The organism is Sphingomonas sp. (genome assembly GCF_013812825.1).
Taxonomy (GTDB): Bacteria; Pseudomonadota; Alphaproteobacteria; order Sphingomonadales; family Sphingomonadaceae; genus Sphingomicrobium.
In genome coordinates, this window is sequence record NZ_JACCSU010000054.1 from 15,817 (window position 1) to 27,718 (window position 11,902).

The window sequence follows — 11,902 nt, forward strand, 5'->3', positions numbered from 1 at the left end:
CCGCTAATCCGCCATCCGGACGAGCGTGCCCAATCTCCATCTGACCAAGGTCGCGTTCGGCTGCCGGACGATCGAAGCGCTCGAGAAGCGAGTCGCCGGGCGCGCCCGCGACGGCGAGATGCGGGTGGTCACCCGGATGCGGCCCAAGCGCGGCGACGAGCTGATCGGCGGGTCGCTCTACTGGATCGTCAAGCACCGGCTGGTCGCCTGCCAGCAGATCCGGCGGTTCGAGGACCGCTCCGACGGGCGGATCGACATCGTCTGCTCGGCCGAGCTGGTGTTCATTTCCGCCCAGCCCAAGCGCGCCCACCAGGGCTGGCGCTACCTCGAGCAGGCGAGCGCCCCGCCGGCCGAAGGCGACGGCTCGGGCGTCGGCGAGCTTCCGCCGCTGCTCTACGGTCGGCTCGCCGCGCTGGCGCTGGTTTGACGGCGCGCTCCACTTGTCGCGCCGGGGCGCGCGAGTTATCGCCGCGGTTCAAGCTCATTACACGGAGGCATGTAAATGACCCACTTCTCGGTTTCGGCGGCGATCGATTCGAAAGTCGCGGAGCGGGCCATGCTCAGCCATTCATTCTACCAGGCGTGGACCGAAGGGCGCCTGCCGCTCGGCACGCTGCGCGATTATGCGCGGCAATATTTCCACCACGTCGAAGCCTTCCCGCGCGCCGTCAGCGCGGTGCACAGCGCCTGCCCGGACCGCGACGGGCGGCGGATGCTGGCCGAGAACCTCGCCGAGGAAGAGGGGATCGAGGCTGGCAAGCAGGATCACGCAAGCCTGTGGATGATGTTCGCCTGCGGCCTCGGCGAGAGCGCCGACGCGGTGCGCGCCCAGGATCTCAACCCCGAGACCGCGGCGCTGATCGACACCTTCCGCCGGCTTTCGAGCCGCTCCTACGCGTCGGGGCTCGGTGCGCTCTACGCCTATGAAAGCCAGTTCCCCGGGGTTGCGAGCGCGAAGATCGAGGGGCTTGTCGACCGCTACGGGATCAAGGACGAGCCGACGCTGCGCTTTTTCCGGGTCCACGAAAGCGCCGACGTCGAGCACAGCCAGGTCTGCCGCGAGCTGCTTGACCGCCTGTCGCACGACGAGCGCGCCGAAGCGATTGCCGCCGGCGAGGAGCTGGCCGGGGCGCTGTGGAATTTCCTGTCGGGAGTCGAAGCGCGCGCTAGCGTCCAGTAGCGGCTGACGACTAGCGGCAGCCGCCGACGCTCGCCGAGCCCGCGGCCTTGACGGTGCAAGCCGGCCTTCCGGCGAGCTCGATCGTCGCCGCGCCCTGCGCATCGACCTTGGCGGTGTTGGTGACATTCGCCCGGATCGTCGCCGGGCCCTCGGCGCCGAGGGTGGCGTCCTTCACCGCCAGCCCCGACGCGTCGAGCGAGGAAATGCCGCGGATGATGGCGGTGAGCTTCGGCGCCGTGCCGGCGACGCTCGCGCTGGCGGTGCCCGACATCGCAATCTTGAGCTGGTCGACCGCGACCGCGCCGATGCTCGCCGAGCCGGAGCCCTGGACCGACAGGTCGAACGACAGGCCGCGCGCCTTGTCGATCGCCAGGTTGCCCGAGCCGTTGAGCCAGGCGGCGCTCAAATCACGAGTGCCGATGCGGATCTCGACCGGCCCCTTGGCTGCGCCGGGATAGCCGCCCCACGAAGAGCGGTTGCTTCGAACGACGAGCGTTCGCCCCTGGACGTCGATCGATACCGAATCGAGCGCCGCGGCCGATCCGCCGGTCGCGGCTGCGAACGGAGCCACCCCGGTCGTCAGCTGGACCTTGAACGGGCCATCGACGCGGATCCGGTCGAAGCCACTGACTGCGAAGTTGCGGGTCGCGGCGCCGGCCGGAGCGGCGCCACCGGCGAGGAGGAGGAGGGCGGGCAGGCCGAGGGGCAGGAAGGTGCGCATGGGCCGCACCTTCACCCCACTATGGTTAATATCGCCCTTAAGAGCATTCGACGTTGCCTGAGCCGGCCTTGCTGACGCTGCACCTGCCGCCGCCGGTCACTCGCACGTCGCCCGACCCGGCGATGTCGACCTTCGCCGTGCCGGTGGCGTGGGCGGAAACATTGCCCGACCCGGCGATCGACACCGAAGCCGTTTCGGCGACCACGGCCGCTCCATCGATGTCGCCCGAGCCGGCAATCTCGTAATCGGCGACCGCGGCTCGGCCGCGGCCGGCCTTGATCTCGCCCGACCCGGCGATTCCCGCCTTCAGCCGTTTGACGTCGATCTCGCCCAGCCGCAGGTTGCCCGAGCCGGCGACGCCCGCTTCGAACGAGTTGCCCGCAACCTTGTTGACCGAAATGTCGCCCGAGCCGGCGATTTCCGCAGCGGCAAGGGTCGGGACGGTCACGGTCAGCTTCACCGGATGGCTTTTCGACCAGCCGAAATTCATCCCGGAGCGCTTCCTGGGATGGATCATCAGGGTCCCGCCCTTGACCTCGACCACCAGCCGCTCGATCGCCCGTTCGCCTCCGCTCGCCCGCACCGACGGAGCGCTGCCGGTCGCGACGGTCACGTCATAGGGCCCGGCGACCTCGAGCCGGTCGAAGGCCCCGACCTGGTAATTGCGGGTCGTCGCCGGTCCCGCGGTTTCCTTGCGGTCCTTCGCGCAGCCGGCCGAAGCCACCGCGGTCGCGACCATCCCTGCGAGAATCGCCTTGTGCATGTCGTCCTCCCTGATGCTGTGTTATTGCAGCAATACACTAACAGCCTCGGCCGCGGCAAGCGCAAAAATCCGCCGGAGGAATCCGCGGCGACGCGCGAGCCAGCGGGGCCGTCAAGGTGACGCTTCGTTGCTCGAGTCAGAGAGCGGCGATCGCCCGCATCGTCAGCCCGACGTCTTCCTCCAAGGTTAGCAGGCTCGGTGCGATCCGCGCCAGCAGGGGTTTGTAAAAGCCCGGGATCACACTGGCGATGATGTGCTTGTCGTGCAGACGCTGCACCACCTGTCGGGGAGTGTAGCCATCGACCTCGAAGGTAATGATGCCGGCCGACAAAGCGGCGCTTCTCGGAGTGTGGAGCTTCACCTTGGGCATTTTCGCCAGTTCGGACTTGGCAAGGCTGTTGAGCTCGTGGATTCGTGCCGCGACCCGATCCTTGCCAATGCCTGAGTGAAACCGGAAGGCTTCGGCAAGGGCCCAGCGGTGCTCGAAGCTGTGGAAGCCGCCCGGAGTGTGCCAGGCGGCGGCCGGCAGTTTGTCGACTGGCCCCGACCGCCACATCGGGTCAAAAGTGGGAATCGTCGGCTTGACCAGCGCCCATGCCTCCGGCTTCGCCCAGACGAGACCGGTTCCGCGCGGGCCGGTCAGCCATTTGTGCGTGCCGGCGATGAAAAAATCGGCGCCGAGAGCGGGGATGGCGACATTCTCGATCCCGAGGCCATGCACTCCGTCGACCGCGAGATAGGTGCGCCGGTCCGGTGACTTGCCGCGATTGTGGGCTCGGACGACCTCGGCGATCCGGGCGATGGGCATCTTCACCCCGGTTCCGGAATGTACCCAGGTTACTGCGAGAAGGCGCGTGTTGTCGCGCAGGTTCCTGCGCACGTTTTCGGCGACCTCGTCGGCGGTCACCGTGGCCGGGTCGGCGTAAAGGGCCGCCTGGCGCAGCGTCCCTCCAGACTGCTCCGCGCCATAGCTCGCGGAGAGATTGGTCACGATATGGTCGCGCGTGTCGGTGAGAATTTCCTCGCCCGGCTTCAGCGCGAAACCGGAATAGACCAGGCCGAGCCCCATCGTCGTGCTGTCGGTCAGAGCAAGGTCGTCACCGTCGACGCCCATATAGCGCGCTGCCTCGTCGCGAATTGCCTGCTCCAGCCGGACGACGTTCTCGTCGATGTAGCTGTGGGCATCCCGGTCGAGGCCGAGCCTGTGCCGCTCGATCGCGTCGCGAACCGGTCGCGGATGCGAGGCGAGATAGAAGGCCGACATCTGCACGATTCCGGGCTTGATATCGAACTGTTGCTTGATCGCCGCCCATGGCGTGCCCCGGTCCGGCAGAGCCGACGACGCCGGAGTTCTCTGCGAGCTCGCACTGGACGGGAGAACAGCGACCGCCGCGCCTCCGGCCGCCGCTGCTGCGAGGAATTGACGCCGGTCCATAAGCCCCTCCCTGTTGGGACAAAGCCTTAGCCTTACCCAACGCGGCAGTCGCCTGGCCACTCATTTTGCGCGGCATCGCGGCACATTGCCCAGCGGCAAAATGAAAAAGGGCGCGCCCCGCGAGGAGCGCGCCCTTTAAACTTAGCCTTTGGAGACGCCAGCTAGGCAGCATTGGCCGCCTTACGGACTGCCCCCGGCAGTCCTACGCTGCCAATTCCTTGGACTTGTTGTGGATCGCGGCCGCCTGGTTGAGGATCTCGAGGATCTTCACGAGCGCCGCCTTCTCGTCGGTCTGCTCCATCGCCGCCAGCTCGCGGGCCAGCCGCGAGGAAGCCGCCTCGAAGATCTGCCGCTCCGAATAGCTCTGCTCGGGCTGGTCGTCGGCCCGGAACAGGTCGCGGGTCACCTCGGCGATCGACGTCAGGTCGCCCGAGTTGATCTTCGCTTCATATTCCTGCGCTCGACGCGACCACATGGTGCGCTTGACCTTGGGCTTGCCCTTCAGGGTCTCGAGCGCGTCCTTCATGGTCTTGTCGGACGACAGCTTGCGCATCCCGACCGCGTCCGCCTTGTTGACGGGCACGCGCAGGGTCATGCGCTCCTTCTCGAAGCGCAGCACATAGAGGTCCAGACGAATACCGGCGATTTCGGTGCTCTGGAGTTCGACCACTCGGCCGACACCATGCTTGGGGTAAACGACATAATCGCCAACGTCGAAGCTGAGCGCTTTGGAAGCCATCATTTTCCTTTCCATCCACGGCGCAAAGAGCCGACACGTTCCGCATCGTCCCCCAAAACGACCAACGGTCGTGGCTCTTACGCCTTGTAGCGTTCCTGCTAGTTCCGGCCGCCGCGGGAATCGCGGTGACCTTCGCCCGGATTCTATATCATGAATTTATTCAAATCGCTAGCCCGAGCTGCAGCGGCGGGTCGAGTTCGGATTCACATAGGTTATGAAGGCCAAGGCCGAGCAGCCGGATTCCCTTGGCGAGCGGATGGAGCCCGGCGAGCAGCGCCTGGCCGGCCGCGGTGAAGGCGGCAAGGTCCGCAACCGGGGCTGAAAAGCTCTTCGACCGGGTGATCAGCTCGAAATCGGCGAACTTGACCTTCAGGGTCACCGTTCGCCCCAGAACCTGGGCCCGCTCGATGCGCGCCCAGGCGTAGCCGGCGATCCGCTCGAGCTCGCCCGCAAGCGCGTCGGCATCGCGCAGATCGTCGTCGAATGTGCGCTCGGCGCTGACCGACTTGTACGGCCGGTCGGGCCTGACCTCGCGCTCGTCGATGCCGCGGCAAATCCGCCAGTACCAGTGGCCCGAGCTGCCGAAATGCGCCTCGAGCTGCGGCAGGCTCCAGCGCTGGAGGTCGGCGCCGGTGAAGATCCCGAGCCGCTCCATCTTGCGCGCGGTGACCGGCCCGACGCCGTGGAAGCGCGCCACCGGCAGGCTCGAGACGAACTCGGCACCGCGCTCGGGCGGGATGACGCACAACCCGTCCGGCTTCCTGTGATCCGACGCGAGCTTGGCGATGAGCTTGCAATAGCTGACCCCGGCCGACGCAGTGAGCCCGGTTTCCCTGGCGATCCGCAAACGGATGTCCTCGGCGATTGCCCGCGCGCTGCCGAAGCCCAGTCGGTCCTGCGTGACGTCGAGATAGGCTTCGTCGAGGCTCAAGGGCTCGATCAAGTCGGTGTAGGCGGCGAAAATGCCGCGCACCTGGTTGGACACCGCCCGGTAGACGTCGAAGCGCGGCTTGACGAACACCAGCTCGGGGCAGCGCCGCCTGGCGCTGACCGCCGGCATCGCGGAGCGGATCCCGAACCTGCGCGCCTCGTAGCTCGCCGCTGCGACGACTCCCCGATGCCCGCCGCCGACCGCGACCGGCCGGCCCCTCAACGACGGATCGTCGCGCTGCTCGACCGATGCGTAGAAGGCGTCCATGTCGACATGGATGATCTTGCGGACCGGGCGGTCCGGCGAGGTCCCCGGTTGCGGGTTTGCGTGCGGCTCGGCGCTTTGCATGGTGGCTGCAATCTGATTAAGGCCGCGCGGCATGAACATCCACGAATATCAGGCCAAGGAGCTGCTCTCGAAGTTCGGAGTGCCGGTGCCGGCGGGCTACCCGGCGATGAGCGTCGAGGAAGCGGTCGCCGCGGCCGAAAAGCTCCCCGGCCCGCTGTGGGTGGTGAAGTCGCAGATCCACGCCGGCGGCCGCGGAAAGGGCCGGTTCAAGGAGCTCGGCGAGGGCGGCAAAGGCGGCGTTCGGCTCGCCAATTCGGTCGACGAAGTGCGCGGACATGCGGCCGAGATGCTGGGCAAGACGCTGGTCACCGTGCAGACGGGGCCGGCCGGCAAGAAGGTCCAGCGGCTGTACATCACCGACGGCGTCGACATCGGCGAGGAATTCTATCTCGCGCTGCTGGTCGACCGGGGCAGCGGCCGCATCGCCATCGTCGCTTCGACCGAGGGTGGGGTCGATATAGAAGGCGTCGCCCACGACACCCCGGAGAAGATCGAGACCCTGACCATCGACCCGGCAACCGGCCTGATGCCGCACCACGGCCGGGCGGTCGCCGCCGCGCTCGGGCTGGAAGGCGAGCTCGCCAAGCAGGCGCAATCGGTGCTGGCCAAGCTCTACGAAGCCTTCATCGGCACCGACGCCAGCCAGATCGAGATCAACCCGCTCGCGGTCACCGGGGACGGCCGGCTGCTGGTGCTCGATGCAAAGGTCTCGTTCGACGGCAATGCCGAGTTCCGCCACCCCGACCTCGAGCAGTTGCGCGACCTCAGCGAAGAAGAGCCGATGGAGATCGAGGCGTCGAAACACGACCTCGCGTACATCAAGCTCGACGGCGACATCGGCTGCATGGTCAACGGCGCCGGCCTGGCGATGGCGACCATGGACATCATCAAGCTCAACGGCGGCGCTCCGGCCAATTTCTGCGATGTCGGCGGCGGCGCCAACAAGGAGAAGGTGACCGCGGCTTTCAAGATCATCCTGTCGGACCCGGCGGTACAGGGCATCCTGGTCAATATTTTCGGCGGGATCATGCGCTGCGACATCATCGCCGAAGGCATCATCGCGGCCGCTCGAGAGGTCGAGCTCAACGTGCCGCTGGTCGTTCGCCTCGAAGGCACCAACGTCCGGCAGGGCAAGGACATTCTTGCCACCAGCGGATTGCCGATCATCTCCGCCGACGACCTCGGCGACGCGGCCAAGAAGATCGTCGCGCAAGTGAAGCAGTCGGTGGCGGCCTAGCTATCCTGGAGAGACACGAATGAAGCTGCTGGTCGCGGTCAAGCGGGTGATCGATTTCAACGTCAAGCCGCGGGTCAAGATGGACGGCTCGGGAGTCGACCTCGCCAACGTCAAGATGAGCATGAACCCGTTCGACGAGATCGCCGTCGAGGAAGCGACGCGCCTTAAGGAGAAGGGTGTCGCGACCGAGGTCGTGGCGGTGTCGATCGGACCGGCCAAGGCGCAGGAGACGTTGCGAACCGCGCTGGCGATGGGCGCGGACCGGGCGATCCTGGTCCAGACGCCAGATGAAATCGGCTCGGCGGTCGAGCCGCTGGCAGTCGCCAAGATCCTCGCCAGGATCGTGGAGGACGAGCAGCCGCAGATGGTGATCCTCGGCAAGCAGGCGATCGACGACGACAGCAACCAGACCGGACAGATGCTCGCGGCTCTGCTCGGCTGGCCGCAGGGGACCTTCGCGTCCAGGGTCGAGGTCGAAGGTAATACCCCTGGGGGCAGCGTCACGGTCGCCCGCGAGGTCGATGGCGGCGCCGAGACCCTGAAGCTCAAGCTGCCCGCGGTCGTCACCACCGACCTTCGATTGAACGAGCCGCGCTACGCGAGCCTGCCCAATATCATGAAGGCCAAGTCGAAGCCGCTCGAGACCAAGACTCCGGACGAGCTTGGAGTGGACATCAAGCGGCGGCTCGAAACGCTCAAAGTGGTCGAGCCGGAGAAACGCAAGGCCGGGATCAAGGTCGGCTCCGTCGATGAGCTGGTCGGCAAATTGAAAGCCCTCGGAGTCGTCAAATGAAGGTGCTGGTCTACATCGAGCACGAGGGCGGCGAGGTCCGCGACGCGACGCTGGCGGCGGTCACCGCCGCGTCAAAGCTCGGCGAGGTGCACGGACTGGTCGTCGGCACCAACCTGGGGCCGGTCGCCGATGCGGCGGCGAAGATCGCCGGGATGGGCAAGGTCCACGTCGCCGAGGCGCCGCACCTCGAGCATGCGCTGGCCGAGAACATCGCGCCGATCGCCGCAAAGCTGATGGAGCATCACGACGCGTTCGTCGCCCCGTCGACGACCACCGGCCGCAACCTCGCGCCGCGCGTCGCCGCGATGCTCGACGTGATGCAGATCAGCGACATCATCTCGGTCGAGGACGAGAACACCTTCACCCGGCCGATCTACGCCGGCAATGCGATCGCCACCGTCCGCTCGAGCGATTCCAAGAAGGTGATCACCGTCCGCGGAACGGCGTTCGAGAAGGCCGCGCGGGACGGCGGCAGCGCGGCGGTCGAGCCGGTCGATGCCGGCGCCGATCCTGGCTTGAGCAGCTTCGTTTCGGCCGAGACCAGCGAAAGCGAGCGCCCCGAGCTGACCAGCGCCAAGATCATCGTTTCGGGCGGCCGCGGGTTCGGCTCATCCGAGCAGTTCCACGGCCTGCTCGACCCGCTCGCCGACAAGCTCGGCGCCGGAGTCGGCGCAAGCCGCGCTGCGGTCGATGCCGGATATGCGCCCAACGACTATCAAGTCGGCCAGACCGGCAAGATCGTCGCACCCGAAATCTATATCGCGATCGGCATTTCGGGAGCGATCCAGCACCTCGCCGGAATGAAGGATTCCAAGGCGATCATCGCCATCAACAAGGACGAGGAAGCGCCGATTTTCCAGGTCGCCGACGTCGGCCTGGTCGGCGATCTGTTCAAGATCGTCCCCGAGCTGACCGAGAAGCTTTGAGCCGCGCCACCGCTTCGAAATTACGCACGATCGGTGCAATTCGTTTTGGCGCTGTCCTCGATGCAAAGCAGGTGGACCGAGTTGCCAGGCTCTTCGGAGACGGCCGTCGTCCCGGCAAACGCCTGTCATGCGATGATTTGCGGAGCATCGGTGACCTGATCGGCACGCGTGGAGCGATCGGCCGCATTGCAACCGGTCTACTGGGCCCCGGAGCAAAGCCGGTTCGCGCTTTGCTGCTCGACAAATCCGAGGCTGCGAATTGGCGGCTGGGTTGGCATCAGGACCGGACAATTGCCGTCCAGGAGCGTGTCGAAGTGACCGGCTTCGGCCCGTGGTCGGTCAAAGCCGGTCAGCTGCACGTCCAGCCTCCGCATGAGATCACAACGCGAATGGTGACGTTGCGCGTGCATGTCGACGGTGTTGACCACGATAATGCGCCGCTTTCGGTGCTGCCCGGCTCCCACGTCAAGGGCCGCCTCGACGACGATGCTGTCCAGGCATACGCCCGAAAGCAGGAAGCGCTGACGTGTCTTGCGGAAGCGGGCGACATTTGGGCGTATTCTACCGCGATCGTGCACGCATCCCCTGAGCAGAAACGATCGGGCCGCCGGCGCGTGCTGCAGATCGACTATTCGGCAGAAGAGCTTCTAGGCGGTTTGAAATGGGCGGCGCTGCTGGAGCTCTAGAAGCCGCTGAGGAACTCGGCGACGTTCTGTCCGAGCGCTTCGACCGCATAGCCTCCTTCCATCACGATCAGCGTCGGCAGGTCGAGCGACGCGATTCGCCGCGCCATCGGCGAGTAGTCGCGCGTATCAAGTTCGAAATGGCTGATCGGGTCGCCGGCAAAAGTGTCGGCGCCGTAGGAGATGATCAGCGCCGCGGGTCCGAACGAAGCGATCCATTCGAGCGCTCGGCCGAGCGCCGGCTCGTAGGCTCTCCAGTCGGAGCCGCGCGGCACCGGCAGGTTGAGGGTGGCGCCTTCGCCCTCGCCGGCGCCGCCTTCGTCGGCATGGCCCCAGAAAAACGGGTAGTCGGTGCTCGGGTCGGCGTGGATCGAGGCGTAGGCGACGTCGCCCCGCTCGTAGAAGATGTCCTGGGTGCCGTTGCCGTGGTGATAGTCGACGTCGAGGATGGCGATGCGCGCACGGCCGGCGGCGATCGCCGCTTCGGCTGAGATCGCGGCGTTGTTCAGGTAGGAATAGCCGCCGAGATAATCCTTGCCGGCGTGATGTCCCGGCGGGCGGCACAGAGCGAAGGCGCTGCGCTCGCCGTCGAGCACCGCCTGCAGCGCGGCGAGCGCGGTCTGGGCGCTCCAGTAACTGGCTTGCCACGTCCCCTCCCAATCGGGGTCGACGTGTCGAAGCCGTACCGGCCAAGGCGCGCGTCGATCCGGTCGAGCTCCAGCGGTCGGCGGCCGATCACCGGGAATGTGTATGGGAAAGCGTCGCCGGCGCGCCCCGCCGAGCGCCAGTCCGAATGCGCGGTTTGGAGGAACTGCACATAGTCATGCGCATGCGCTCGAAGCAGCGGTTCCATTCCGTGATCGGCCGGCGCCTCCGTCGAGCCGATGCAGTCCAGGATCGCATCGACCCTGCCCGGGTGCTCGGCGGCGGCATGGAGCGCTCCGTTGAAGAATTCGGCCGCGGGGGTATGGGCGCGTTGCCGCTCGTCCCAGAAACAGCGCATGGGTCAGTCCGCCAGAGCCATCATCGGCCCGCCATAGAGGCTTGGGACGCCAAGAAAAGGCCCGCCGCCCGAGGAGGGGAGCGGCGGGCCGAGGGGCCTCACTGACTCGGCAGATTAGTGGGACTGGTGCCGCCTTACCTGATGCGGGCCGCCGCCACCGGGCGATCGAGCGCTGGCCTGCCGCGAGCCATTGGCCGAGCTTTTGTTCGAACTACTCTTGGCGGCCGGAGCACTTGCGGCTGAGTTGCTGTTGCCGCCCTTGCCGGACGACTTGGCCGTTCCGCCTTTCCCGCCGCCGCCGGACTTGCCGAGCAGCTGGCTGGCCGTTTCGCACAGGCAGTCGCCGAGGTTGCCGCCCGGGCTGCCGCCGCCGCCGAGACTGGGCGGCTTGAGGCTTCCAAGGTGGGGCAGGTTGCCGGTTCCGCCGCCTCGATTGAGGCCGAGCGTGCCCGACCCGCTGGCCGAGCCGCTGGCGTTCGCATCAGCCTTTGCGCCCTTGCGGCAGGCGTTGGCGCTCCCCGAGCCATTGACCGTTCCGGCGAGGCCGACGATCCCGGAGCCGGTGCCATGCCCAGCCCTGGTCAGCGAGCCGGCCGCGTTGACCGCACCCGAGACCATTCCAGCAAGGCCGACGGAGTTGCCGGCGCCATGGCCGTTCCCGACACCGGCGACGGAGCCGGCCGCATTGCCGGCGCCGGTAACGACTCCGGCAAGGCCGACGCCGTTGGCCGAGCCGTTGCCATTGGCCGAGCCGCTGGCATTCCCGCTGACCAGGCCACTGACGCTGTTGCTGATCGATCCGGCCTTGCCGATCAGGCCGCCGGCCGCCGAGCATAGGCAGTCGCCGGCGCCGCCGGGCCCGCCTGTGAGGCCGCCGAGCGAACCGTTGAGAGTCCCGCTGGCAGCGCCATTGAGGGTGCCGTTGACGGTGCCGGTGACTCCGCCAAGCAAACCACCGGCGTGGGCCGGCGACGTCGCGAGCGCGATTGCCGCGCCGGCGATCAAGATGGACTTCGTCATGCCATTCTCCTTTTGAAACTCCGGGGGCAGTTGAGCGCCCCTTGTTGGAAAACGGCGGCGGGCGTGCGCTTCATCCCCGGGGATGCGAAATTTTATTTGGCGCGGACAGACTTGGGCTCGATG

The 11,902-nt window shown here is 66.9% G+C and carries 14 protein-coding genes; 6 read left to right on the top strand and 8 right to left on the bottom strand.

The features are described 5' to 3' along the window. Window positions 1-25 precede the first annotated feature (25 nt). Window positions 26-427 (top strand): DUF1489 family protein, encoded by a 402-nt coding sequence (locus H0T81_RS07305; protein WP_294011407.1) that lies wholly within the window; start codon window positions 26-28, stop codon window positions 425-427. Window positions 428-502: 75 nt separating this feature from the next. Next, window positions 503-1,180 carry a CADD family putative folate metabolism protein gene (locus tag H0T81_RS07310; protein ID WP_294011408.1) on the top strand — a complete coding sequence of 226 codons (678 nt, stop codon included), beginning with the start codon at window positions 503-505 and terminating at the stop codon, window positions 1,178-1,180. Window positions 1,181-1,190: 10 nt separating this feature from the next. Here H0T81_RS07310 and H0T81_RS07315 read toward each other — a convergent pair whose 3' ends face one another. From H0T81_RS07315 to dinB, 5 genes are all read right to left on the bottom strand, one after another. Continuing rightward, complete coding sequence (locus H0T81_RS07315; protein ID WP_294011409.1) at window positions 1,191-1,901, bottom strand: DUF2807 domain-containing protein; 711 nt, start codon at window positions 1,899-1,901, stop codon at window positions 1,191-1,193. A 37-nt stretch (window positions 1,902-1,938) separates the two neighbouring features. Beyond that, window positions 1,939-2,664: a head GIN domain-containing protein gene (locus H0T81_RS07320; protein ID WP_294011410.1), complete on the bottom strand. Its 726-nt coding sequence runs from the start codon at window positions 2,662-2,664 to the stop codon at window positions 1,939-1,941. Between the two features lie 136 nt (window positions 2,665-2,800). Continuing rightward, the gene (locus H0T81_RS07325) at window positions 2,801-4,099 is read right to left on the bottom strand and encodes an aminotransferase class V-fold PLP-dependent enzyme (RefSeq protein WP_294011411.1); all 1,299 of its coding nucleotides are present in this window, start codon (window positions 4,097-4,099) and stop codon (window positions 2,801-2,803) included. Window positions 4,100-4,301: 202 nt separating this feature from the next. Beyond that, on the bottom strand, window positions 4,302-4,838 hold the full coding sequence (locus H0T81_RS07330) for a CarD family transcriptional regulator (RefSeq protein ID WP_294011420.1): 537 nt from the start codon (window positions 4,836-4,838) through the stop codon (window positions 4,302-4,304). 160 nt (window positions 4,839-4,998) lie between these two features. Next, entirely contained in the window at window positions 4,999-6,117 is a 1,119-nt protein-coding gene (gene dinB, locus H0T81_RS07335; RefSeq protein WP_294011412.1) for a DNA polymerase IV, read from the bottom strand. Window positions 6,118-6,148: 31 nt separating this feature from the next. Here dinB and sucC point away from each other — a divergent pair, with 31 nt between their 5' ends. From sucC to H0T81_RS07355, 4 genes are read left to right on the top strand one after another with little or no spacing between them, the layout of a single operon-like run. Next, window positions 6,149-7,354: an ADP-forming succinate--CoA ligase subunit beta gene (gene sucC / locus H0T81_RS07340; protein WP_294011413.1), complete on the top strand. Its 1,206-nt coding sequence runs from the start codon at window positions 6,149-6,151 to the stop codon at window positions 7,352-7,354. A 19-nt stretch (window positions 7,355-7,373) separates the two neighbouring features. Next, a complete protein-coding gene (locus H0T81_RS07345; RefSeq protein ID WP_294011414.1) occupies window positions 7,374-8,147 on the top strand; it encodes an electron transfer flavoprotein subunit beta/FixA family protein in 774 nt (257 codons plus the stop codon). After that, complete coding sequence (locus H0T81_RS07350; protein ID WP_294011415.1) at window positions 8,144-9,073, top strand: electron transfer flavoprotein subunit alpha/FixB family protein; 930 nt, start codon at window positions 8,144-8,146, stop codon at window positions 9,071-9,073. Before H0T81_RS07345 ends, H0T81_RS07350 begins: the two co-directional genes overlap by 4 nt. Next, window positions 9,070-9,759 carry a phytanoyl-CoA dioxygenase family protein gene (locus H0T81_RS07355; protein ID WP_294011416.1) on the top strand — a complete coding sequence of 230 codons (690 nt, stop codon included), beginning with the start codon at window positions 9,070-9,072 and terminating at the stop codon, window positions 9,757-9,759. The genes H0T81_RS07350 and H0T81_RS07355 overlap by 4 nt, the downstream gene beginning before the upstream one ends. Here H0T81_RS07355 and H0T81_RS12770 read toward each other — a convergent pair. From H0T81_RS12770 to H0T81_RS07365, 3 genes are all read right to left on the bottom strand, one after another. Next, window positions 9,756-10,352, bottom strand: a complete 597-nt coding sequence (locus H0T81_RS12770; RefSeq protein WP_366474095.1) for a hypothetical protein — start codon at window positions 10,350-10,352, stop codon at window positions 9,756-9,758. The two genes, H0T81_RS07355 and H0T81_RS12770, sit on opposite strands and share 4 nt — an antisense overlap. Next, window positions 10,262-10,759, bottom strand: a complete 498-nt coding sequence (locus H0T81_RS12775) for a hypothetical protein (protein WP_366474096.1) — start codon at window positions 10,757-10,759, stop codon at window positions 10,262-10,264. Before H0T81_RS12775 ends, H0T81_RS12770 begins: the two co-directional genes overlap by 91 nt. 114 nt (window positions 10,760-10,873) lie before the next feature. Then, complete coding sequence (locus H0T81_RS07365; protein ID WP_294011418.1) at window positions 10,874-11,779, bottom strand: hypothetical protein; 906 nt, start codon at window positions 11,777-11,779, stop codon at window positions 10,874-10,876. Window positions 11,780-11,902 lie beyond the last annotated feature (123 nt).